We start from the raw sequence: 24,294 nt of genomic DNA, 5'->3' as shown, positions 1-24,294 counted from the left end.
AACGGCCGCCCCGGCCCCCCGGGGACCGCGGGCGCCGGGCCGGGTCGGGGCCCCCAACCCACCCCGGGGGCCGGCCGCCCCCACACCCCCACTCTGACCCGCTTCGCGGGCAGATGAGCGTCAGGCTGCGGTTTCGGGGCCGTCTCGATAGAGCAGGGAGTGATCAACAGTGCGGGCCACGGCTGCGGAGTACCGGCGGATTTCCATATCGACTTGACGACAAGGGATGCCGATGGCGCGAAGCTGGGCCCGGAGGCTTTTGACGTGCTCGCTCCAGAATTTGCGGCCGGCGATATAGTCGAGGGAGCAAAGCTCATGCGCGGTTGCCCTGACCATAATGGCGCGGCGGTCGACCGGGAACGTCACCACTTGGCCTGGCTTCTTCGGTGCTTGCTTGAAAAGGTCCAGTTGCGTCATGCGTCACCCGAGCAAGATATGGCTGTAATAGCGGGACCACTGTGGCCCCACATTCGGGAGGTCGGCACCGGAAGGCATGCGAGACCACTATGGTCCGGCAGACTGGCGCCACCATGCGAGACCACTGTGGTCCTCACGGCCCGTCCTCCCTCATGGCAATTCCGGGGGCAAATGTCTTCGGTAGCGACAGGCGAAGGGTCCGGACTTCGATGATGCCGCCACCTGGCAGCTTGTGCCGACGTCGTGTTCCGATGAACAGGCCGAGCCCCTCATACAAGCCGATCTCACGCGAGATGGTCTTGATAGAGCAGCCCCCGCCCATCTTGGAGAATTCCAGATTGGTGCCGCTGATCGTGCCTGTCTTCATGTTGAGATGCTGGCGGACGAAGGCCAACAGGCGGAAGCTGATATTTTCGGCATGCACGATCTGCAGAGCGCAATGGTGCCAGTCGGCGAATGCCTCCTCGCACTCTTTGACGGTCTTGCCCCACCCCATATGGGCCGAGCCGGACGTGCAACGCGGGATCCGCTTGCGCTTGCCGGTCCAGCGCGGATTGTTCGGGTCGGTGCCAGGGATGAACGTCGACGGCTGAACGGTCATGCGCGAGCCCGGCGCAGGTTCGCCTCTTTGCAGACCTCGCAGGCCTCGGCGATAGTCAAGCCGAAGCGCTGACGCAACAGCGGGATCGGCCGCCCGATACGGTCGCGCGGGTGCTGTGACAGCCACTGGGTGGCTTTCTCGATCGCCTCGGAATGTTCGTTGTCACAGCCCGTCATGCTGCTTTCGGGCACGAGCGCGCTCCCAGGCGACGAGGTCGGAATCGAGGAAATAGCGCCGGCGGTTGATCACCATCGGCCTAGGGAAGGCGAGGGCGTCATCGGCAAGCCAGCGCCATAACGTCATGTCGGTAATATTGTAACGGCCAAGAACCTGCTTGGCAGTTACGTAGTTTCCGGGATTTTCCATCAGTGTTAGGCCCTGTGTTGCTACAGTGCCTAACTATTTATTGGGATGAGGCAGCCTCTTCACCGTGGACTTTTTCAGTCGGGTTCGAACGGGTCGAGGTCCACGTCGCCGAAGGGCTCGAACTTTGCCGGATGCCTGCCTTCTTCAGCAGCTTCGGCTTGGCGAGCCCTATCGTCGTGCTCTCTTATCACCGGCCGAATATGATCCTGTACCAATTGCAGCAGCGTTTTGGGTGCCGGTCTTTGGTCGCCCAGCGGGACTTTCAAGCAACAATCGATGAACCTGATTAGCGGATTCGACGGATTTGGATTTCGCCGCGGCAGTCCTAGCGATGGATCAACATAATCATGCCAAACTTGGCAGAAGTCGTAGATCATCTCCTGCAAATCCGTTGGGAGTCGCGAGGTGGTTGACGGCGGGCGCGTCCAATGCAGTTTCCATCGCGCTTTGTCCCACGACATCAGATCCCCAAATTCGGCGGATATGTCGCAACGGACATCCCATAAGCTTCTTATCTTCCAATTGTTTGATCGATCGAAATGCCCGTCCGGCTCCGGGCATTCGGCATTTGGGCCTTCGCCCTGAAGCCAGGCGTAGGCTTCGCCTTCGGTTCGAAATGCCCAAAGGTCGTCCTCGTCATGGAAGGACCATGATTTTATTAAGATGGACGCCAACGCCCGGTCGATATGTTCGAGCGCCCGGGACAAGCGATCATATTCTGCCGAATAAGATTCTGACCAACCATCAAGGAATCGCTCGATCGCGAGCTCTATGAGCTCGATCATATTGTCTTCTTCCGCTCGCAGGAGCTGCTTAACAAACTTTGTGTGAGCGAAAATCTCCGAACGGTCTAGGGTTACTCGACGCTCGTTCATTTCGCGGTCGCTTTCAATGTCACGACGTTCGCTGCTGGCCCGTCGTCGACCAGCGCCGACAGGTAATCCGCCCAGGCGTTCATCGCTCGCCGCTTCTCGTCCTTGAATTCATGCCGTTGGTAGACGCCGACGATGCCGGCGAACGTTCCAGAGACATGGTTCAGGACTTTCTCGATCACCGGCAAATTGATGTTCAACCCGGCCAGGCGTGACGCAACTGTGCGGCGTAAGTCGTGGAGTGTCCAATGGGGGATTGCCTTGACGGCTGCAAGGTCCTCTCCGCGCTCGCTGGCCGCCTCGCGAAGGATTTCCAGCATCTTCGCTTCGACGCGCTCCTTGGCCCTGCTGTAGCCCGATACGGGCGTCTCGCCGGTAGTGGTGAACAAGAAGCCTCTCTTCCCGATCTTCGGCAGGCCTTCGATGATTCCCACTGCCAGCTTGGACAGGGGAACGGTGTGCTCGCTCCCGTTCTTGGCGCGGCCGCCGGGCAGCGTCCAAAGCGGATCGGCGCCGAGAGTAAGCTCCTTGCTGATCAATGCGCCGACCTCTTCCCGACGCTGGCCGGTGACGAGTAACAACCGGAACATCGGCCCGAACGGGTACTCGAGCGTTTCCGTCGCTTTCCAGAACAGGCGCAGTTCGTCGTCGGAAAGGATCCGATCGCGCGACTTCTCAGCCGTCGGCATCTTCACCCCGACACAGGGCGAAGTCGTGATGACGTCGCGATCGATGAGCCATGAGAAGAACTTGCGGACGGAGGCAAACACCCGGTTCGCGGTCACCGGCGAGCCGCGGTCAATAATGCCATCCAGAAGATCGAGCACGTCACGCTTAGTGATGTCCTTGACGCTGCGATCGCCCCAGAAAGGCTTGCCGTCTCGGTCGTAAATCTCGACTTTGAACTGGCGCTCGACCTCGGCCCATGAGCGATTGCGCGGCTTCGCATAGCGCTCGATGAATGACGCGCCGAGCGCGCGCACCGTGTCCTTGTCAGGCTCGGCCGCAACCGCCTGCAGGGCCTTGGAGAGCTTCTTGGCCTGCGATGGGTCTTTGCCCTCGGCAATCCCTCGGAGCGCCCTCCTGGCCGCGCTGCGAGCCTCAGTGAGCGTCATCGGCACACCGAAGGGCAGTTCGCCTCCAGCCGGCTCGGCACGCTCGGTAAGCACCGGCCCAATGGTCAGTTTCTTGGGTACACCGGCGAACCGGTAGCGCAGCGCCCACGACTTCACCCCGCTGGGTTGGATGATCAGGTAAAGGCCCGGCAGGGCCGCATCGGGCCTTTCAATGCGTTTGTTCGGGTTCGGCTTCGCGGATTCCACCGATCCCACCGTAAGCACCTTCGATTTTGCCATTTTCTCGCCCCGGGTAACAAGGGGTAACATGATTTGCCTGTTAGGATGCGTTACCCTGCAATACTAACATTAAGCATAGATACGGCATATTTCCATGCGGCACTAGCGGTTGTGGCATTGAAGAGGTTTTGATCTGTTAGGCGGTGGAGGCGGGGATAATTTGAATGGCATTCAAGAGGTCGTCGGTTCGATTCCGATTGGCTCCACCAGTTCTCTCCGCGAAAATCGCAGAACGGCCGCCCGTACCGGGCTGGCCGCCGCCTATCGCGGAACTTAGCTGAGACATAAACAAGTATGATTGGCCGCCCGGCTTGGGCTCGCCGCTCCATTCAAAAGTAGTGAGCCCGCGCCCGGTCAGTGCATTTTTCCGGCCGCAGTTTGAACCGTGAGCACCGGGTCTGGACCAGGCAGCGGGCTGAAATGACCGCTGAGCAAAACTCCGTTACTTGTTGCAGTTCTGCATATCCGACGTCATAGCCCCGCTGGGGGTGTTGTTGTCGGCATCGTTGCCCGCCGTATCCTTGCAGCGGTCCTCCATGCCGTTTGCCTGCGGCGTGGCGTTCGTTGCGTTCGGATCGATCGTGTTCGGGGTAGTTGCGGTGTTGCCGCCGGAAGTGCCTGTGTTGACGCCGGTATTGCCATCGGTGCCACCGGTCCCGGAACCCATCGATTGTGCCATGGCAGATGTGGCCAGGCCGATAGCAAGTATGGATGCAGAGAGAATTTTCATCATCTTGGTGTCTCCATTGAGTTGCATCGCTCTATCGCGATCTATACCAACGACAGTTTTTTCGAGATGTTCCGTTGGGTAGAAATATTGATCGATACAATCACTATGGATCTTTGTTGCTCGTCGTTTCATGAATGCGGCTGCGAAATTCCTGCCGCATAGCGGCAATTTTCGTCTGGAACCAAATCGAGCATGCCGCGTTGTTGCGCTTGCGGGGAGTTGTGTCGGCCGCCGGGGACAGTTTCACCAGGACATTCAGGAAATCCGTGAGCTGGGAGGGGCGCTGTGAGCGTGCTTGCATCCACAAGACAATTGGATCATCGTCAAATACTGAACGCGCTGAAGGCTTTTCGGAGCGGTGATTTCTCCGTTCGCATCGACAATGTCTATGCCGGCCTCGATTCCGAGATCGCCGATACCTTCAACGAAATCGTAGAACTCAACGACCAGGTCACGCGCGAGTTCGAACGCCTCAGCAAGGTCGTCGGCAAGGATGGCCGGATCGGCGAACGCGGCCGTGTCCGCAACGCCACCGGCAGCTGGGAATCGAGCGTCCGTTCCGTCAACGATCTGATTGAGGACATGGTTCAGCCGACGGCCGAAGTGGCGCGCGTCATCGGCGCGGTCGCCAAGGGCGACCTGTCGCAGACGATGATGGTCGAAATCGATGGCCGGCCGTTGCGCGGCGAATTCCTGCGCATCGGCAAGATCGTCAACACCATGGTCGGGCAACTGGCCTCCTTCGCCTCGGAAGTGACGCGCGTGGCGCGCGAGGTCGGTACCGAAGGCAAGCTCGGCGGCCAGGCCCGCGTGAAAGGTGTGGCCGGGACCTGGAAGGACCTGACCGACAACGTCAACGCCATGGCGACGAACCTGACCGGGCAGGTGCGCAACATCGCCGAGGTGACGACCGCCGTCGCCTCCGGCGACCTGTCGAAGAAGATCACCGTCGATGTGAAGGGCGAAATCCTCGAGCTCAAGAACACCATCAACACGATGGTCGACCAGCTCAATTCCTTCGCCTCCGAGGTGACACGCGTCGCGCGCGAGGTCGGTACAGAAGGCAAGCTCGGCGGCCAGGCGCGCGTCGAAGGTGTCGGCGGCACCTGGAAGGACCTGACCGACAACGTCAACCTGATGGCCGAAAACTTGACCGGCCAGGTGCGCAACATCGCCGAGGTGACCACGGCTGTGGCGCTTGGCGACCTGTCGAAAAAAATCACGGTCGACGTCAAGGGCGAGATCCTCGAGCTGAAGTCGACCATCAACACCATGGTCGACCAGCTGAACTCATTTGCCGGCGAAGTGACGCGCGTCGCCCGCGAAGTCGGCACTGAGGGCAAGCTCGGCGGCCAGGCTCAGGTGCGCGGCGTTGCCGGCACCTGGAAGGACTTGACCGACAACGTCAATTCGATGGCCGAGAACCTGACCGGCCAGGTCCGCAACATCGCCGAGGTGACGACCGCCGTCGCTTCGGGCGACTTGTCGAAGAAGATCACCGTCGCCGTGCAAGGCGAAATCCTCGAGCTCAAGGACACCATCAACACGATGGTCGACCAGCTCAATTCCTTCGCTTCGGAAGTGACGCGCGTTGCGCGCGAGGTCGGCACCGAGGGCAAGCTCGGCGGCCAGGCCGAGGTGAAGGGCGTCGGCGGCACCTGGAAGGACCTGACCGACAACGTCAACCTGATGGCCGCCAACCTGACCGGCCAGGTCCGCAACATCGCCGAGGTGACGACCGCCGTTGCCCGCGGCGACCTGTCCAAGAAGATCACCGTCGACGTCAAGGGCGAAATTCTGGAGCTCAAGGATACCGTCAACACGATGGTCGACCAGCTCAATTCCTTCGCCTCGGAAGTGACGCGTGTGGCGCGCGAAGTGGGGTCGGAAGGCAAGCTCGGCGGCCAGGCGCATGTCGAGGGCGTCGGCGGCACCTGGAAGGACCTGACCGACAACGTCAACGCCATGGCCGGCAATCTGACCGTGCAATTGCGCGACGTCTCCAAGGTGGCGACGGCAATTGCGACCGGCGACCTGACCCAGAAGATCACCGTCGATGCATTGGGCGAGATCCTGCAGATCAAGGACGTCATCAACACGATGGTCGACCAGCTCAATTCCTTCGCCTCCGAGGTGACGCGCGTGGCGCGCGAGGTCGGTTCGGACGGCAAGCTCGGCGGCCAGGCACAGGTGCGCGGCGTTGCCGGCACCTGGAAGGACCTGACCGACAACGTCAATGCGATGGCCGCCAACCTGACCGGCCAGGTCCGCAACATCGCCGAGGTGACGACGGCAGTGGCGCTGGGCGACCTGTCGAAGAAGATCACCGTCGATGTGCGCGGCGAGATTCTCGAGCTCAAGGACACCATCAATACGATGGTCGACCAGCTCAATTCCTTTGCCTCGGAGGTGACGCGTGTGGCCCGCGAGGTCGGCACCGAAGGCAAGCTTGGCGGTCAGGCGCAGGTGCGCGGCGTTGCCGGCACCTGGAAGGATCTGACCGACAATGTGAATTCAATGGCCGAGAACCTGACCGGCCAGGTCCGCAACATCGCCGAGGTGACGACGGCTGTGGCGCGCGGCGACCTGTCGAAGAAGATCACCGTCGACGTCAAGGGCGAGATCCTGGAGCTGAAATCGACCATCAACACCATGGTCGACCAGCTGAACTCCTTTGCCGGCGAAGTGACGCGTGTCGCCCGTGAGGTCGGCACCGAGGGCAAGCTCGGCGGTCAGGCGCGAGTTGAGGGCGTTGCCGGCACCTGGAAGGACCTGACCGACAACGTCAACCTGATGGCGACGAACCTGACCAACCAGGTGCGCGGCATCGCCGAGGTCGTGACCGCGGTCGCGCAAGGCAATCTCAAGCGCAAGCTGACGGTCGATGCCAAGGGCGAGATCGCCTCGCTCGCCGACACCATCAACGGCATGATCGAAACGCTGGCGACCTTCGCCGACCAGGTGACCAACGTCGCCCGCGAAGTGGGCATCGAAGGCAAGCTCGGCGGTCAGGCCCGCGTGCCCGGCGCTGCCGGCCTTTGGCGCGACCTGACCGACAACGTCAATCAGCTCGCCGCCAACCTGACTACCCAGGTGCGCGCCATCGCCGAGGTGTCGACGGCGGTGACCAAGGGCGATCTGACCCGCTCGATCAGCGTCCAGGCCTCCGGCGAGGTGGCGGCGCTGAAAGACAACATCAACGAGATGATCCGCAATCTGAAGGACCAGACGCTGAAGAATGCCGAGCAGGACTGGCTGAAGACCAATCTCGCCCGCTTCTCGCGCATGCTGCAGGGCGAGCGCGACCTGGCCACGGTTTCGCGTCTGATCATGTCCGAACTCGCCCCGCTGGTGAATGCGCAATATGGCGTGTTCTACGTGACCAACCGCGACGAGGATGAATTCTATCTGGAGCTTGCCGCCTCCTATGGCGCCGAAAGCAAGGCGGAGATCAAGCAACGCCTCGATCTGCGCGAAGGCCTTGTCGGGCAAAGTGCCGCCGACAAGCGCGCCATCATGCTGGACAATGTGCCGCCGAATTTCCTGCGCGTCACCTCCGGCCTTGGCAATGCCGCGCCGGCCAACGTGATCATTCTTCCGGCTCTGTTCGAGGACGAGGTGAAGGCCGTCATCGAACTCGCCTCGTTCAGCGAATTCCGCGACACGCACCAGTCGTTCCTCAACCAGCTGATGGAATCCGTCGGCATCGTTCTCAACACCATCGCCGCCACCATGCGCACCGAAGGCCTGCTCAAGCAGTCACAGCTGCTGACCTCGGAGCTGCAGGCGCGTCAGACCGAGCTGACCAAGAAGCAGGAGGAGCTGCACGCCACCAATGAGGAGCTGCAGGAAAAAGCACAGCTGCTCGAGAACGAAAAGAAGCAGGTGGAGAACAAGAACCTCGAAATCGAGATGGCGCGCCGGGCGCTGGAGGAGAAGGCCGAGCAGCTGGCGCTTACCTCGAAATACAAGTCGGAATTCCTCGCCAATATGAGCCACGAACTGCGCACGCCGCTGAACTCGCTGCTCATCCTTTCAAACCTGCTCGCAACCAACCAGCAGGGCAATCTCAACGACAAGCAGGTCGAGTTCGCGCGCACCATCAATTCGGCGGGCACCGACCTTTTGAGCCTCATCAACGACATCCTCGACCTGTCGAAGATCGAATCGGGCACCGTCTCGATCGACATCAACGACATGCCGGTGGTGCATCTTCGCCAGCATATGGAGCGAACCTTCCGGCAACTGGCGACCGACAAGGGACTTGGCTTCACCATCAATGTCGACCCCGAGCTTCCGGAGACCGTCCGCACCGATGAGAAGCGATTGCAGCAAATCGTGCTCAACCTTTTGTCGAACGCGTTCAAATTCACCTCGCAAGGCGAGGTCCGCTTGAATTTCCGGGCCGAAAAGACGGGCCGTCACAACGGTTCGGCGCAACCGATGGAGGCGCTTGCGATCGTGGTCACCGATACCGGCATCGGTATTCCGCAGGACAAGCAGAAGCTGATCTTCGAGGCCTTCCAGCAGGCCGACGGCACCACTAGCCGCAAATATGGCGGCACCGGGCTTGGGCTCTCGATCAGCCGGGAGATTGCCCGGCTGCTCGGCGGCGAATTGCGGGTCGAGAGCACGCCGGGCAAGGGTTCGACGTTCACGCTGGTCATTCCATTCGACGGACCCCGGATGGCCTTGGCCCCGCAAGCGGCGTTGCTGCCGGCGATGGAAGTGGCCGCCACGACATCGCAGCCGAGCCCGCCGTCTTCCGAATTGCTCGATGACCGCGACACGATCTCGCCGGAAGATCGGGTTGTGCTGATCGTCGAGGACGACCCGACCTTCGGCGGTTTGCTGCTCGGCCTCGCGCGTTCGGCCGGGCTGAAAGGCGTCCTGTCGACCGCCGGCTCCGGCACGCTGGCTTTGGCCCGCAAGCTGGTTCCCGACGCGATCACGCTCGATCTCGGACTGTCGGATATCGACGGCTGGGTGTTGTTCGATCTGCTTCGCCATGACCCGAAAACCAAGGACATTCCCGTCCATGTCATCTCGGGCGCCGAAGACATCGAGGTGCTTGCCCGCAAGGGTGCCTCCAGCATTTCAACCAAGCCCGTGTCGTCGGACGAACTGATGAAGGTCTTCCAGGACATTCACTCCAGAAAGCTCCGCGTCCAGAGCCGCGTTCTGGTTGCCGATCCCGATCCCGAGCGCCGCCTTTCGCTGATCGACGCGATCCGCGACGGCGTCACCTCGGTTACGGCGATCGGCCGCGTCGCCGCGAATGCGGACGACATCGGCATCGCAAACTATGATGCCGTTGTGCTCGGCTTTGGCCGCTCGGCCAGGGACAACGCCCAGATGCTGGACGAGATTGCCGTCCTGTTCGGACAATCGGTGTCGCGGCTGCTGTTCTTTGCGCCTCATCCGGAAGCGCTGCAACAGTCGCTCGCCTTGCATCCGGCATTGGCGGATGTTCCGCGGGCGGAGAATTTCGCGCAGCTGGCCCTCCTGATGTCCGCGACACTCCCCGGGCGAGGCCACGAAAACGATGGTGCGGCAGCCGAACAGCCGGACAAGTTCGACCTGGCCGGCGCAAAGGTCCTCATCGTCGACGACGACATCCGCAACATCTATTCGCTTACCAGCGTTCTCGAGACCTATGACATCCAGGTGCTGCATGCGGAGCGCGGCCGGGAAGGTATCGCGCTTCTGGAGCAGAGCCCAGACATCGATGCCGCACTGATCGACATCATGATGCCGGAGATGGATGGCTACGAGACGATGCGGCAGATCCGCGGCATGCCGACGATCGCCCATATCCCGTTGATCTCGGTCACCGCCAAGGCAATGAAGGGCGACCGGCAGAAGTGCCTCGATGCCGGCGCCTCCGACTACATCGCCAAGCCTGTCGACCTCGATCTGCTGCTGGCATTGCTGCGTGTCTGGATCGGCCGCTCGCGATCCCGTGTCCATGGTCCGGAAAAGACGCTGATGGCAGTGAACTGACGGCCGCTCGATGCAGAAACTGTCGAGAAACGGAGCAAGGAAGCTGGAGGTCATGGCGCCGGCAGCGGGGCCGGCAAAGGCGCGCATCCTGGCGGTGGATGACGACGAGCGCAATCTGCTGGCGATCGGTGAGGTTCTGGCCCCGATCGGTGAAGTCGTCTGCGTGCAGTCGGGCGAAGAGGCGTTGCGCGCACTGCTGAAGGAGGATTTCGCCGTCATCCTGCTGGATGTGCTGATGCCGCGGCTGGACGGCTACGAGACCGCGGGATTGATCCGCCAGCGCGAGCAATCCAGGCGAACGCCGATAATTTTTCTCACCGCCATCAACAAGGAAGACGCCCACATGCTGCGCGGCTATGACGCCGGCGCGGTGGATTACGTGTTCAAGCCCTTCGACCCGGCCATGCTGCGCTCCAAGGTCGCCGTGTTCGTCGAGCTTCATGAGAAGACGCTCGAAATCCAGCAAAAGGCGGCTGCCGAGCAACGGCTGCTGGCCCAGGCACTGCAGGCGCAGCAGGAAAAGCTCGAGGCCGAGCGAGCGCTGCGCAGCGCCCAGGAGCGGCAGCATGCCATTTTGAGCTCTCTTCCGGTCTGCTTCCACGCAAGGGCGGCGGAGCCGCCGTTCGGCGCCAGCTTTGTCACCGAAGGGGTCGAACGCCTGACCGGCTTTCCTGCCGAACGACTGACCGCCGATCCAGACTTCGGCCTGAGCCGGGTTCATCCCGACGATCTGCCGAGGGTGAGGCAAGCCCTGCTCAACGCCAAGGCCGCCGGCTCCTACACCTGCGAATTCCGCTGGCAATGCGCCGACGGCAACTACCGGATTTTCCTCGACCAGGGCGTCCTGTCGAACGGCTCCGACGGCCAAAAGCCCGAGATCCTCGGCACGTTGCTGGATATTACCGAGCGGCGCGAGCTTGAGAACCAACTGCTGCAGTCGCAGCGCCTCGACGCGATCGGCAAGCTTACCGGCGGCCTGGCACATGATTTCAACAATCTGCTTGCCGCAATTCTCAGCGGATTGGGATTGCTCGAGCGCCACGCCGAGTTCGATGGACAGACCAGGCAGGTTCTGGAACTGACACGCCGGTCGGCAAAACAGGGCGCCGAGCTCGTCAACCGCATGCTTGCGTTCTCGCGTCGCCAGACACTGAGGCCGGAGGCCGTGCGCCTCGCCGCGCTCGGCGATACCATGAACGGATTGGTAGCCCCGGTCCTGGGCGGCCTGATCCGTTTCGATTGGCGTGTCGACGACACCGTGTGGCCGGCGCATGTCGATGCCAGCCAGCTGGAGCTGGCGCTGATGAACCTGGTCTTCAACGCGCGCGATGCTATGCCGTCCGGCGGCACCATAATCGTGGAGGCGCAAAATCGAACGCTGGGCAGTGCAGCCGAGGATATTTCGGCGGGCGACTATGTCGTGGTCACCGTCAAGGACACGGGGTCGGGCATACCGGCTGACATTCTCGCCAAGGTCGTCGAACCGTTCTTCACCACAAAACCGGTCGGCAAAGGCACTGGCCTCGGTCTGAGCACGGTGCATGGTTTCGTCAAGCAATCGGGCGGCACGCTTCGCATTGAAAGCACCGTCGGCAGTGGAACATCCGTCCAGCTCTGGCTGCCGCGTTCAATCGAGCGCCCGGTCGAAATCGCCGACAAATCCGATGCCGACGACAGCGTCGTGAATGCCGGCGAGGACTATCCATCGGTCCTGCTGATCGACGACAGTAATGTACTGCGGGAACTGACGGCGCAATCGCTTCGCCAACACGGCTTTGCGGTGACCTGTGCCGGGGGCGGTGCGGAGGCGCTGGCGATGATCGAGCGGGCGCCATACGATTTCGATGTCATTGTCACCGATTTTGCCATGCCGCTCGTCTCGGGCCTCGAGGTCATTCGGTTCGCCCGCAATCTGCGGGCCGATTGGCCGGCGGTGATGATAACGGGATATGCTGATGCCGACGCCATAGCCGACCGGCCCCCCGACGTGCCGCTGCTCGGCAAACCGCTGCGCGAAAAGGACCTGATGGAGAGCATTCTTGCAGCCGCCCCGCGCGCCGGCTCGCAGAGGGCCAAGCAGGCCCAGCCGGTGACGAAGCGGACCATTCGAACCTGACGTACAGGTTGTCGTTGGATAGGTCGTTAGCTGCGTTAGGATCGGAGGAAAGACTGATGGCGACAGCGGACTGGCCTCTTCCTGAACGCTTCACCTTTCAAGGGAACTCGATCGCCTGGGGCGCGATGGGCGAGGGCTCACCCGCGGTATTGCTGCATGGCACGCCTTTCTCATCGTCGGCATGGCGTAGAATTGCGCCTTTGCTCGGCCAACAGAGGCGAATCTATTCCTTTGACATGCTCGGCTATGGTCGATCCGACAAACCCGACAGCGACGTGTCCCGTGGCATGCAGAACGAACTTTTCGCGGCCCTTTACGATCATTGGGGCCTGCGTAACCCCGATATCGTTGCGCATGATCTCGGCGGCTCAACAGCGTTGCGCGGTCATTTGCTCAACGGGCTCGACTACCGGTCGCTGGTTCTGATCGATCCGGTCGCAATCAGCCCGCAAGGCTCACCACTTGTTCAGGCCGCCAAGAAACACGAGACGGTCTTTTCCGGCCTCCCGCACTACATTCACGAAGCGATCCTGCGCGCCTACATCGGCGGCGCCGTAGCGAATGCGCTACGCGAGGAAGAGATGGCGCTTTACCTCGCGCCGTGGCTGGGAGCCGAAGGCCAAAAAGCCTTCTGGCGCCAGGTCGCTCAGATGGATGACAAATACTCGCAAGAGGTCGAGTGGCGATACGGTGAGATTCGTTGCCCCGTTGCCATCCTGTGGGGCGAGGACGACCAGTGGATTTCCATCGCCGACGGTCGCGAGCTCGCGCGCCGCATTTCGAGCGCTTCCTTCCACGTCGTGCCGAACGCGAAGCATCTTATGCAGGAGGACGCGCCGGAAGCGATCATGGCGACAGTGCTTGGCTTCTGGCGAGACCTGGAGGAGCGGGCAAATGCCCACAAAAAATCGGCTTCGGCCGCTCGATCTCCACCGCGTCAATGACCGCGTCGGGCGCCTCTATCCGGTAGCCGATGCGAAGGACAGGAATCCACTCCTTAGTGGCAGTCTTGAATCGAAACGGTACGTTTCGTATCGTTGACCTGGCAGCATCCAGCCTGTGCGCAACACCGAGCGCCGGCCATGGCGCGCTCGACTGGCTGTGATGCGGTTGATAAGCCTCTCCGCAAGGAGAGTCGAAGACATGACCGTTGCGATCGAGATGGGCCAGACGAGCGCAGGCGCCCCGGCGGCGCTGGATCTTGAGGAGCTGCTGGCGACGCGCCTTCTGGTGCAGGGCAATTCCGGCTCCGGCAAATCCCATCTGCTGCGCCGGCTCCTGGAGCAGAGTGCGCCCTGGGTGCAGCAAACCATCATCGACCCCGAAGGCGACTTCGTAACGCTGGGCGACCGGTTTGGCCATCTGGTTATCGATGCCGAGGAGCATACCGAGCGCGGCCTGCAGAGCGCCGGCGAGCGGGCGCGCATCCACCGCGTCTCCACGGTGCTCAATCTCGAGGGGCTCGACGCCGAGAACCAGATGCGCCGCGCCGCCGCCTTCCTCGGCGGGCTGTTCGAGGTCGCCCGCGACCACTGGTACCCGATGCTGGTGGTGGTCGACGAGGCGCAGCTGTTCGCGCCGGCAGTGGCCGGCGAGGTTTCGGACGAGGCGCGCAAGCTCTCGCTCGGCGCCATGACCAATTTGATGTGCCGTGGCCGCAAGCGCGGGCTGGCCGGCATCATCGCCACCCAGCGGATGGCCAAGCTCGCCAAGAACGTCGCCGCCGAGGCTTCCAATTTCCTCATGGGCCGGACCTTTCTCGATATCGACATGGCGCGCGCTGCCGACCTTCTCGGCATGGAGCGGCGCCAGGCGGAGGCCTTTCGCGACCTCGAACGCGGACAGTTCATGGCGCTCGGCCCGGCGCTGTCGCGCCGTCCGCTCGGCTTGCGCATCGGCCCGACCGATACAAGTCCGCGCAATGCGACCCCGCGCCTGATGCCGCTGCCGGAAGCGGCGTTGGAGGATGCCCGCGCGATCATCCTGGCGGCCCCGCCGCCGGAAACTGTCCGGCCGCAGCGCCGGTCGTCACCGGACCTGCTCGATCAGCTGATGGCGGCAAAATCGGCGGCGCTGGAAATTCGCCCTGAACCGGTGGAGCCGCCGATCAGCGCCGAGGATCTGGCGGAGCGGCGCGAGCGCGTCGACCGGGTGCTGCGCGCCGTGCTGGCGCAGCCCGATGCCGGCTTCCGCGTCATCGGCGTGCTCTATCAGGAGTTCGTGGTCCGCTGCCGTATCGAGGGCCTCGCCTCGGTCGTGCCGGACTTGGCCGAATTCCGCCGCATGCTGACGCGCGCCCGCGCCGGCCTCGGCTCCGACATGGCAGGCGACGCCGCCTGGCAGGACGTCTCGGCGCGCGCCTCGCTGCTGCCCGAGGATATGCAAGGCGTCTTCATGATGATCGCCCGCGCCGCCAAGGAGGGCTGGCCCTGCCCGAGCGACGCGGCGATCGCCCGTGCCTACGGCTCGCACTCGCTACGCCGCGCCCGGCGCCTGCTGACCTACATCGAGGAGCAGGGGCTGATCGTGTGCCAGCTCGACGGCGTTGGACGGCGGACTGTGACGCTGGTGGAACTGGCCTGGGCGACCGCCCCGGGCGATCCTAATGCGGGAGAGGTGGATCAGGGGAGTGCGGTGGGGTGAGGCGGCGGCCGAGCGCGGTCTTCATCATACGACGGCGATTGGCGCGACGCAGAGCCGCTATTGTAAGTTGTTCGACGCTACAGCACTCCCTCCTGCCGACGGCGCTTTACATATCTTCTAAACTACCAGCGGGTCGGTTTGCCAATGAAGAGATCAGCCTCAATCAACTGACGAAGACAAGAAATACGGCAGGACTGTAGCGCAAATATCCTCCGAACCTACGCTACCTCCGCCGATTACCCCTTCGGTTCATTCTGTTGACATCTCCTGCTTCTGGAGAGATGGTAAGATACTACGCGGCGGCCCTTTCCGAAGAGTTTATTCTGCAGCTTTATCAAAGGATTTTGGCAATGCGTTTGTCTCGATCGCGCCGACTTCTGGCCATCGCTTTGACGGCAATCGCAGCCGTTCCCTCTTATGGACATGCCGAGGACAAGCTGCTGACGGAAGCGGTGCAGTTCAACGGTACGATCCTGTATCTCTCCACCAAGGTGCCTGGCCTGATCTTCGGCGCCGTACGCAACGGCGAGACGGCCTTGGCCGGTTTCGGCAAGATTGCCGACGGGAGTGAAAAGGTGCCCGACGGCGACACAATGTTCCGCATCGCGTCCGTGAGCAAAGTGTTCTGCGGCAGTGTGCTTTCCTCGCTGGCGATCGACGGCAAGGTACAGCTCACCGACCGGCTGCAGGATCGCCTTGGCTGGGACCTCACGCTCCCGGAGAAAGATGGCCGCGCCCTCCGCCTGATCGATCTCGTCACGCAAGCTTCCGGCCTTCCGCGGGAGGTGCCAGTGGCCGAGGCGCCCCCCTCCGACCCCTTCTCTACGAACACCAAAGAGGCGCAGATTGCCGCGCTCAAGGACAATCCGCTGCTGTTCGCGCCGGGCACCGCCGTTCTCTATTCGAACTTCGGATACGACCTCCTCGGAGCGGCGCTCGCGAATGTCTCTGGAAAGCCGTATGCCGAGGTCCTTCGGGAGCGTGTCCTCGAACCTCTCGGCATGAAAGACACGGTTTTCAGCCCAAGACCGGAGGACGAGCCGCGCCTGATGCAGGGCCATGACTTCGACGGCAGCCCCATGCCAATCGTGCCGACGAGCACAGCCATGGAGTGCGCCGGTGGATTGTACTCGACGGCGGCCGACCTGCTGCGCTGGATGAACTGGCATGTCGACAACAAGCCTTCCGCGGCCGACGCCGAGTTGCGCCTTTTGAACCACGCGGCTTTTTTGTACCGGGACGGGCTCGCGTCGGTGGTGGGGCTGGATGACGGCGGCCCGATGGACGCCATGGGTCTCGGATGGGTCATCATGCTCCCCAACGAGCATCGCCCGCTCATCCTCCAGAAGAGCGGCGGCCTGCAAGGGATGTTTCTCTATGTTGCGATTGCACCGACACGCGGCGTCGGCGCTTTCTTCGTCATGAACGAATTCAATGCCGCCGGCTTCATGGCTGGGGTCAAGACGACGAACGATCTCGTCGCAGAGATCGCTCCACGCTGATTTTCGCGCTGATCGGGAGGACGTGCGCGATGATTGACGCTGTGAAGGGGCCTGACGGACGGCATGTTTCGCGGCAAGGCAAGCGCGACATCGGCTATTTCCGGCCGACCGCTTAGCCTCCCGAGGACGACCTTTGCCGGCGCCGACCGCTTCATCGCTGCTCACGGCCTGCTCAAACGGCGGCCAAGGTTCTGCCTCTCGCCTCTTGGCATCCCGCTTTCGTAGCCGACCGCGAATGCCGCGCTGCTCGCAGTCCCGACACCATCAGCCGCCTCTTGGCGCAGCCCGATGCCGGCTTCCGGTCATCGGCGTGCTCTATCAGGAGTTCGTGGTCCGCTGCCGCATCGAGGGCTTGGCCTCGGTCGTGCCGGAGTTCCGCCGCATGCTGACGCGCGCCCGCGCCGGCTTGGGCTCCGACATGGCCGGCGACGACGCCTGGCAGGACGCCTCGGCGCGCGCTTCGCTGCTGCCCGAGGATATGCAAGGCGTGTTCATGATGATCGCCCGCGCCGCCAAGGAGGGCTGGCCCTGCCCGAGCGACGCCGCGATCGCCCGCGCCTACGGCTCGCACTCGCTGCGCCGCGCCCGGCGCCTGTTGACCTACATCGAGGAGCAGGGGCTGATCGTGTGCCAGCTCGACGGCGTTGGACGGCGGACGGTGACGCTGGTGGAACTGGCCTGGGCGACGGCGCCGGGGGATTCGAATGCGGCGGAGGTGGAGCAGGGGAGCTTGGTGGGGTGAAGGCTGATGCGTTTTGGGCGAAAGCTGACATTGCTCAACATTAGCAAAGCACCAGAGCGGTCATCGCCAAACCATTACTCATACGTCGCGTTTGGGCCGTGAGCCGACTGTCAGCTTCTAGGCTGAAGTCATCAGCAAATGGACGTTCCGCTGGCGACCTCATTGCGGACCTAAACAGAACAAACAATCTCTATTGGCGGATGGTTCAAAGCCTAGCAGTCTGGCATCGCGTTGCTCGCCAACAGTGACGATCCGACCTCTCCGTCGAGCGCAAAACGCTGGCAGCGCTCGCCGTGGGACTCATCGATTAGGCTCTCGATATGTTTGAAGCCGAGCTTCGCCAATATTCGCAGCGACGCGAAATTGCGCGCCGCCGCCTCGGCCGTCACCTGTTCAAGCGCCAGAGTTTCAAAGGCGTAGCGGAGGACTTCGCGCGCCGCCTCGCTGCCCAGTCCGTGCCCCCAATGCGCACGCGCCAGCACAAATCCCAATGCGGCTGCCTTGGCGTCGGTTGCGCCGAAGGACAGGGTTATCGTCCCGATCGCGTCCGATACTCCTGCTTGGTCTACGGACCACTGGATCGCCTTGCCGTCAGCGAACCGCTGACGCGAACGGGCGAACCACCGTTCGCCTGCCCTTATGTCGTCACGAACGGGATCGCCGGCAAGGGACGCGGATTCGACATCCATCGCGCGCGCAAACCATGCTGGGATATCCCGTTCGCTCGGCGCCCGAAGCACGAGCCTTGGTGTCGTGAGCTTGGGAAATCGGACTGCTTCCATGGGGCATTTTCGACCTGAGGCGGCGCCAACGCAACGGCCCTGGCAGGCCGCTAATCACCAATGACAGCCCCTTGGTAGTGTGCCGTCTTCAGGTCGCAGCCCAATCGCTGAGACCTATCTATCGACCAGCCGGGCATACTGCCGTGTGCTCATCGGCGCCTCGGAGAGCCTTGCGTCCGAAACCAACCATCCAACCACGATCAGCCCGTGAGGCGCGCACGAAACAAGGTGCAGCCGTCCGCCAGGCGCGACCTGGAGATATCCCGGAATCCAGCCTCGGTCATCCACGCTCGATACTGACCTTCAGTGTACGATTCGCCGTGGCCATAGAGGTTCAAGAAGGTGATATTCAGAAAGACACCCTCAGGCGGGCCGAGGCGGTCGTCATCGACGACACCCCACCCCGCAATTGCGATCTCGCCTCCCGGTGTGAGGCAACGCGCCGCGTTCAGGATCGAACTGCGCGCCTGGTCAGGCGGAAGGACCTGGACGACGGCCTTCAGGATCGCCAGATCGTGCCGACCGATCGATGGCGCGACAGTTATGTCCCCCTCTTCGACAACCACGTCGTCGGCACCGTATTCTGACAGGATATCTGGCGCGACCGCCGCGACCGCTGGCAGTTCCATCAATGTCGCCGCAATCTGCGGCTGCCGCTCGCGAAGTCCGACGAGAATGGTCCCGGAGCCCCCGCCGATGTCGATCACGGAACCGATCGCCGAGAGGTCTATCTCCCGGGCCAGATGTCGGCCGAAGATCACCCCGCCCGGTGCGAGCATGCGGCTGAAGGCCGCCGCCGCTGCGGGCCCTGCTTCAGAAAAGTCGTGCAGCGCAGCCGGCCGGTTCTGTCGCAGCGACTCTGCGGTCAGCAAGTCGGCTCCCCAGAGCTCGCGCAGGAGCGCATGATCGCCGCCGCGATAGGTCGGCTTGGACGCGTCGAGGAAGGCCGCCGCTTCGGCTCCGTTGCGAAATTGACCATCCTTGACTTCGAGGAGACCGATGCTGGCGAGCGCGTAGAGGAGCCGCGACAGACGATCGGGCTCGACTTTGAGCGCGGCCCCCAGGCTGTCAGCAGTCACCGCGCTGCCACCGAGCCGGGTGAAGATGCCCAGGTCCAGCCCGGCTCGAAGCGCTAAGGCGGGGGGCACCGCTGCGATCAGCTTGTCGATCCGAGCAGAATCCACCATGTCGCCCCCCTTCCGCGACCGAATTTGAAGCAGCTCCCATAGATTAGAACTTCCGTTCTCCGGAAAGTGAAGACAAAATCATTATTTCGAGCGACCGACACGATGACGTAACGGATACTCCTGGCAAAGCTGAACGTCAGCTTCTGAGAATGTCTATCGCCGCCTCGAACGGCCGACATCGGCGCAAAGCTGTCATGCGCGGCTCCGCTTTGGGTCAAAAGCAGCCGTCGCCTCAGCCCTTCCCCTATCTCTCCTCCACAATCCGCAATACGCCGACGTCACGAACAGCACGATCAGCCCAAACAATATCCTTCTCGCCCCCTCCGGCAAGCACGATGGTCAGCAGCGTCGTCAGCACGGTGAGGATCACGCCGGACAGCCGCCCGCGACTCTGGCCCGTCGCTCCCAATGCCTCGGGCGGCGCGCCGGCTTTGTTTCCGTGAATCTCGCCATGCCGCATTGCACAATCGCCTCGCCTGCGCAAAATGCGGCATGATCCGCAAATCCCTCACTGTCCTGGTGATCGATGAAAACCACATCCGCGCTTCCATCATCGAAGCAGGGTTGCGGGAGGCCGGGCATCAGCAGGTCACGGTCATCCACGATGTCGCCGGCATAGCGCGGCGGATCGCCGAGATCGAACCCGATGTGATCGTCATCGATCTCGAAAATCCCAACCGCGACATGCTCGAAAACATGTTCCAGCTGTCGCGCGTGGTGAAGCGGCCGATTGCCATGTTCGTCGACCGCTCGGACCAGGCGTCGATCGAAGCTGCGGTGGAAGCCGGGGTGTCGGCCTATGTCGTCGACGGCTTGCGCCAGGAGCGCGTCAAGCCGATCCTCGACATGGCGATCAGCCGCTTCAACGCGTTTTCGCGCATGGCGCGCGAACTGGAAGAAGCCCGCAGCGAATTGGAAAGCCGCAAGGTGATCGATCGCGCCAAGGGCATATTGATGAAGTCGCGCGGCCTGTCGGAGGACGCGGCCTATACGCTGCTGCGCAAGACCGCCATGAACCAGAACCGCAAGATCGCCGAAATCGCCCAGAGCCTGGTGACGGCGGCAGGCCTGCTGGATCCCGAGGAGAGTTGAGAATGGCGGCCGAGCACCGGATCAATGCTGGCTTCATGCCGCTCTTCGACAGCGCTGTCCTTGTCGCGGCGAAAGAAATTGGCTTCGCCCTGCGCGAAGGCGTCGACCTGACGCTCAACCGGGAAACGTCGTGGGCCAACATCCGCGACCGCATCGCCATCGGCCATTTCGATCTGGCGCACATGCTGGGGCCGATGCCGATCGCCTGCAATCTGGGGCTGACGCCGCTCGCCTCCGACACGGTCGTGCCGTTCTCGCTCGGCCTCGGCGGCAATTGCGTCACCGTTTCGAACGCCGTCTGGGCGGGCATGGCCGCGCACGGCGCCTTACCCGACCTCGATCCGGCGCGGGCCGGCAAGGCCTTGGGAGCGCTGATCCGTGAACGGGCGAATGCCGGCGGCGATCCGCTTCGCTTTGCCGTCGTCCATCCGCATTCCGGGCACAATTACGAACTGCGCTACTGGCTCGCCGCCTGCGGCATCGACCCGTCGCATGAGATTGAAATCGTCATCGTGCCGCCGCCTTTTATGGCGGATGCGCTCGCCGCCGGCAGGATCGACGGCTACTGCGTCGGCGAACCCTGGAACAGTGCTGCGGTCGTCGCCGGCACCGGCCGCATCGCCACGGTCAAGGCGGCAATCTGGAAGACCAGCCCGGAGAAAGTCGTCGGCGTGCGCAAGGCATGGGCCGAAAAACAGCCGGACGCGCTTTCGGCCCTGCTGCGCGCGCTGCATCATGCGGCGCGCTGGTGCCAGGACCCGGCAAACCGCGGCGAACTTGCGGCCCTGATGGCGCAGCCGGCTTTCCTTGGCCTGGCGCCGGCGCTGCAGATGCCGATCCTCAGCGGCCATCTTGCGCTCGGCGGCGGCGCCGAACTCAGCGTCGGCGACTTCTTTCTGCCCTTCGACAAGGCGGCGAACTTCCCGTGGAAGAGCCATGCGCTGTGGTTCTACACGCAGATGGTGCGTTGGGGGCAGGTCAAGCACAGCGCCGCCAATATGGCGCTGGCACGCGAGACCTATCGGCCCGACCTCTATCGCGCGGCGCTGAAGCCGCTCGGCGTCGCTCTGCCGGGTGCCAATTCCAAGGTCGAGGGGGCGCTTACGGTTGCCACTCCGGTCGGCTCGGCCGGTGCCAGCCTGGTGCTCGGTCCCGACGGCTTCTTCGATGGCCAGATCTTCGATCCCGACGAGATCGACGCCTACATTGCCGGCCAGAAATTGGCGCGCGCCGAAGCCTGATCATTTCCGCGGCATTCTTGTGCGCTGCACAAAAAATGTGCGTGCAAATGCGCTAATGAACAATCCTTGGCTTGCTCGCCCAGCGGGCCGGCGCGCCGACGATTGTGGCATGGCATTGATCTCATTGATGTTTGTCATCCATTCCGAAACTGGCACGGTTCCTGCTTTGCAATAGGCAGACTCTTCTCGGGTCACGGAATACGCGTCCAATGGCGGGCGCTACAGGCAAAGCTGCCGCTCAGGTCAACACGCGATCCCGGATGGACGGACGCGCGCGGCCTGGCCGGCAGCTTTTTTGTTTTCACGCAATCGACGGCGCCGATCCCAAGCCGCGCCCAACCGGAGATGACGATGACGAAACGCATCAAGAGCCATTCCGCCCAAACGGCGATCAGCCGCCGGGATTTCCTGAGGATCAGCGCGGCTACCGCGGCAACGCTGGCGGCGGCGCGTGCGCTGCTGCCCTCCGGCGCCTATGCGGCTACCGCCGTACCGGAAGTCACGGGCGCCAAGCTCGGCTTCATTGCGCTGACCGATGCGGCGCCGTTGATGATCGCCAAGGAAAAGGGCCTGTTCGAGAAATTCGGCATGCCCGATGTCGAGGTGCTCAAGCAGGCCTCGTGGGGCGCAACGCGGGATAATCTGGTGCTCGGCGGCGACGCCAACGGCATTGACGGCGCCCATATCCTGACGCCGATGCCCTATCTGATGCACACCGGCAAGGTGACGCAGAACAAGCAGCCGCTGCCGATGGCGATCGTGGCGCGGCTCAACTACGACTGCCAGGGCATTTCCGTCGCCCAGGAATATGCCGCCACCGGCGTCGGCCTCGATGCCTCCAAGCTGAAGGAAGCCTTCGCCGCCAAGAAGGCAGCAGGCAAGGAGGTCAAGGCCGCCATGACCTTCCCGGGCGGAACGCACGATCTCTGGCTGCGCTACTGGCTGGCCGCCGGCGGCATCGATCCCGACAAGGACGTCTCGACCATCGTCGTGCCGCCGCCGCAGATGGTCGCCAACATGAAGGTCGGCAACATGGACGTGTTCTGCGTCGGCGAGCCATGGAACGAGCAGCTCGTCCACCAGGGCGTCGGCTTCACCGCCGCCACCACTGGCGAACTGTGGAAGGGCCATCCGGAAAAGGCGCTCGGCCTGCGCGCCGCCTTCATCGACAAATATCCGAACGCCACCAAGGCGATCCTGATGGCCGTCATGGAGGCCCAGCAATGGTGCGAGGCCAAGGAGAACAAGGACGAGATGGCCGCCATCATCGGCAAGCGGCAGTGGATGAACGTGCCGACCGCCGACATCATCGGCCGCCTCAAGGGCGACATCAACTACGGCAATGGCCGCGTCGCCACCGGCACCGATCTCTACATGAAGTTCTGGCAGGGCGGCGTGTCCTATCCCTTCAAGAGCCACGACAGCTGGTTCCTCGCCGAGAACATCCGCTGGGGCAAGTTCGCGCCGACCACCGACATCAAGGCGCTGGTCGCGCAGGTCAATCGCGAGGATCTGTGGCGCGAGGCGGCCAAAGATCTTGGTGTCGCCGCGGCCGATATTCCGGCGTCTTCGTCGCGCGGCACCGAAACCTTCTTCGACGGCAAGATCTTCGATCCGGAGAACCCGTCGGCCTATCTCGACAGTCTAAAGATCAAGGTGTCGGCCTGAGCCTGACATAGACGCGCGGGGCAGGCGGTGACAGCGCCGCCTGCCTTGCACGTGCCGCCAAGGAGTTTTTCGAAACAATGTCTATCCAAGCCATCGAGGACAGCAAGGTGAAGCCGTTCCCCGCGCCGGCCAAGCCCGCCGAAATCATCGCTTTCACCGCCAGGGCGCGGCGCCGCTTCGACCCGGCCGCGATCGCCGCCAAGCTGGCAAGCACGCTGGTGCCGCCGGTCATTGTCATCACCATCATGCTCGTCGTCTGGCAGGTCGCCTGTTCGTCGCCCACAGCCAGCCTGCCGCCGCCAAGCCAGGTGTGGAACGAAGCCTATGACCTGATCGCCCACCCGTTCTTCGACAATGGCCCGCAGGACATTGGGCTCGCCTGGCGGGTGCTGATGTCGCTGCAGCGCGTCGCCATGGGCTTCGGCCTGGCGGCAATCGTCGGCATCGCGCTCGGCGCGCTCGTCGGCCAGTCGATCTGGGCGATGCGCGGGCTCGATCCGGTCTTCCAGATCCTGCGCACGGTGCCGCCGCTCGCCTGGCTGCCGCTGTCGCTGGCGGCGTTCCGCGATTCCAGCCCGTCGGCGATCTTCGTCATCTTCATCACCTCGATCTGGCCCATCATCATCAACACCGCGGTCGGTGTCCGCAACATCCCCGAGGACTACCGCAACGTCGCCCGTATCCTCCGGCTCAACCAGTTCGAGTTCTTCGTGAAGATCATGGTGCCGGCGGCCGCGCCTTACATCTTCACCGGCTTGCGGATCGGCATCGGCCTGTCGTGGCTGGCCATCGTCGCCGCCGAAATGCTGACCGGCGGCGTCGGCATCGGCTTCTTCATCTGGGACGCGTGGAATTCGTCGCGCCTGCCCGACATCATCGTCGCGCTCGCCTATATCGGCGTCACCGGCTTCTGCCTCGACCGCCTGGTCGCGGCGGTCGGCGCCTTCGTCACCCGCGGCACAACGGCAAAGTGAGGA

At 62.9% G+C, this 24,294-nt stretch carries 19 protein-coding genes and 2 pseudogenes; 10 read left to right on the top strand and 11 right to left on the bottom strand.

Features of this window, described 5'->3' with window-relative positions; all coding sequences use genetic code 11:
* Positions 1–120: 120 nt before the first annotated feature.
* The 7 genes from NKG60_RS24625 to NKG60_RS24595 all read right to left on the bottom strand — a co-directional run bounded on the left by NKG60_RS24625 (position 121) and on the right by NKG60_RS24595 (position 4,473).
* Entirely contained in the window at positions 121–417 is a 297-nt protein-coding gene (locus NKG60_RS24625; RefSeq protein ID WP_352975816.1) for a DUF6074 family protein, read from the bottom strand.
* 133 nt (positions 418–550) lie between these two features.
* On the bottom strand, positions 551–1,018 hold the full coding sequence (locus NKG60_RS24620; RefSeq protein ID WP_352975815.1) for a hypothetical protein: 468 nt from the start codon (positions 1,016–1,018) through the stop codon (positions 551–553).
* Positions 1,015–1,209, bottom strand: coding sequence for a hypothetical protein (locus NKG60_RS24615; protein ID WP_352975813.1), 195 nt, complete (start codon positions 1,207–1,209; stop codon positions 1,015–1,017). The genes NKG60_RS24620 and NKG60_RS24615 overlap by 4 nt, the downstream gene beginning before the upstream one ends.
* Positions 1,181–1,384, bottom strand: a complete 204-nt coding sequence (locus NKG60_RS24610) for a helix-turn-helix transcriptional regulator (RefSeq protein WP_352975811.1) — start codon at positions 1,382–1,384, stop codon at positions 1,181–1,183. Before NKG60_RS24610 ends, NKG60_RS24615 begins: the two co-directional genes overlap by 29 nt.
* A gap of 74 nt (positions 1,385–1,458) precedes the next feature.
* Complete coding sequence (locus NKG60_RS24605; protein ID WP_352975810.1) at positions 1,459–2,169, bottom strand: hypothetical protein; 711 nt, start codon at positions 2,167–2,169, stop codon at positions 1,459–1,461.
* An 86-nt stretch (positions 2,170–2,255) separates the two neighbouring features.
* Entirely contained in the window at positions 2,256–3,611 is a 1,356-nt protein-coding gene (locus tag NKG60_RS24600; protein WP_352975807.1) for a tyrosine-type recombinase/integrase, read from the bottom strand.
* 442 nt (positions 3,612–4,053) lie between these two features.
* Complete coding sequence (locus tag NKG60_RS24595; RefSeq protein ID WP_352866596.1) at positions 4,054–4,473, bottom strand: hypothetical protein; 420 nt, start codon at positions 4,471–4,473, stop codon at positions 4,054–4,056.
* Between the two features lie 159 nt (positions 4,474–4,632).
* On the opposite strand from NKG60_RS24595, the gene NKG60_RS24590 reads away from it, so the two are divergent.
* The 6 genes and pseudogenes from NKG60_RS24590 to NKG60_RS24565 all read left to right on the top strand — a co-directional run.
* A complete protein-coding gene (locus NKG60_RS24590; RefSeq protein WP_352866683.1) occupies positions 4,633–10,344 on the top strand; it encodes a HAMP domain-containing protein in 5,712 nt (1,903 codons plus the stop codon).
* Between the two features lie 52 nt (positions 10,345–10,396).
* Positions 10,397–12,460, top strand: a complete 2,064-nt coding sequence (locus NKG60_RS24585; protein ID WP_352975805.1) for a PAS domain-containing hybrid sensor histidine kinase/response regulator — start codon at positions 10,397–10,399, stop codon at positions 12,458–12,460.
* Between the two features lie 56 nt (positions 12,461–12,516).
* Entirely contained in the window at positions 12,517–13,404 is an 888-nt protein-coding gene (locus NKG60_RS24580) for an alpha/beta fold hydrolase (RefSeq protein WP_352866601.1), read from the top strand.
* Positions 13,405–13,603: 199 nt separating this feature from the next.
* Entirely contained in the window at positions 13,604–15,103 is a 1,500-nt protein-coding gene (locus NKG60_RS24575) for a helicase HerA domain-containing protein (RefSeq protein ID WP_352975804.1), read from the top strand.
* 281 nt (positions 15,104–15,384) lie between these two features.
* Positions 15,385–16,605 (top strand): D-alanyl-D-alanine-carboxypeptidase/endopeptidase AmpH, encoded by a 1,221-nt coding sequence (gene ampH, locus NKG60_RS24570; protein WP_352866605.1) that lies wholly within the window; start codon positions 15,385–15,387, stop codon positions 16,603–16,605.
* 275 nt (positions 16,606–16,880) lie between these two features.
* Positions 16,881–17,347 (top strand): annotated as a pseudogene (locus NKG60_RS24565) (ATP-binding protein); the annotation flags it as partial.
* A gap of 212 nt (positions 17,348–17,559) precedes the next feature.
* Here NKG60_RS24565 and NKG60_RS24560 read toward each other — a convergent pair.
* From NKG60_RS24560 to NKG60_RS24550, 3 genes and pseudogenes are all read right to left on the bottom strand, one after another.
* Positions 17,560–18,087: a GNAT family N-acetyltransferase gene (locus NKG60_RS24560; RefSeq protein ID WP_352975802.1), complete on the bottom strand. Its 528-nt coding sequence runs from the start codon at positions 18,085–18,087 to the stop codon at positions 17,560–17,562.
* A gap of 242 nt (positions 18,088–18,329) precedes the next feature.
* On the bottom strand, positions 18,330–19,316 hold the full coding sequence (locus tag NKG60_RS24555) for a methyltransferase (RefSeq protein WP_352866611.1): 987 nt from the start codon (positions 19,314–19,316) through the stop codon (positions 18,330–18,332).
* Between the two features lie 244 nt (positions 19,317–19,560).
* Positions 19,561–19,689, bottom strand: a pseudogene (locus tag NKG60_RS24550) (ABC transporter permease); the annotation flags it as partial.
* Positions 19,690–19,808: 119 nt separating this feature from the next.
* Between NKG60_RS24550 and NKG60_RS24545 the strand changes: the two are divergent.
* The gene (locus NKG60_RS24545; RefSeq protein WP_023676288.1) at positions 19,809–20,408 is read left to right on the top strand and encodes an ANTAR domain-containing response regulator; all 600 of its coding nucleotides are present in this window, start codon (positions 19,809–19,811) and stop codon (positions 20,406–20,408) included.
* 2 nt (positions 20,409–20,410) lie between these two features.
* Positions 20,411–21,649: a CmpA/NrtA family ABC transporter substrate-binding protein gene (locus tag NKG60_RS24540; protein ID WP_352866613.1), complete on the top strand. Its 1,239-nt coding sequence runs from the start codon at positions 20,411–20,413 to the stop codon at positions 21,647–21,649.
* 191 nt (positions 21,650–21,840) lie between these two features.
* On the opposite strand, the gene NKG60_RS24535 is transcribed toward NKG60_RS24540, so the two are convergent.
* Positions 21,841–22,014 carry a hypothetical protein gene (locus NKG60_RS24535; protein ID WP_352866615.1) on the bottom strand — a complete coding sequence of 58 codons (174 nt, stop codon included), beginning with the start codon at positions 22,012–22,014 and terminating at the stop codon, positions 21,841–21,843.
* Between NKG60_RS24535 and NKG60_RS24530 the strand changes: the two genes are divergently transcribed.
* Positions 22,001–23,317: a CmpA/NrtA family ABC transporter substrate-binding protein gene (locus NKG60_RS24530; protein WP_352866617.1), complete on the top strand. Its 1,317-nt coding sequence runs from the start codon at positions 22,001–22,003 to the stop codon at positions 23,315–23,317. The genes NKG60_RS24535 and NKG60_RS24530 overlap by 14 nt on opposite strands.
* Positions 23,318–23,394: 77 nt before the next feature.
* Entirely contained in the window at positions 23,395–24,291 is an 897-nt protein-coding gene (gene ntrB, locus NKG60_RS24525) for a nitrate ABC transporter permease (RefSeq protein WP_352975798.1), read from the top strand.
* Positions 24,292–24,294: the final 3 nt, after the last annotated feature.

This window comes from Mesorhizobium sp. M1428 (assembly GCF_040317515.1).
In the GTDB taxonomy this organism is placed as follows: Bacteria; Pseudomonadota; Alphaproteobacteria; order Rhizobiales; family Rhizobiaceae; genus Mesorhizobium.
Note: the sequence above shows the minus strand (reverse complement) of the source record. Positions and strands in the feature narration are given on the sequence as shown.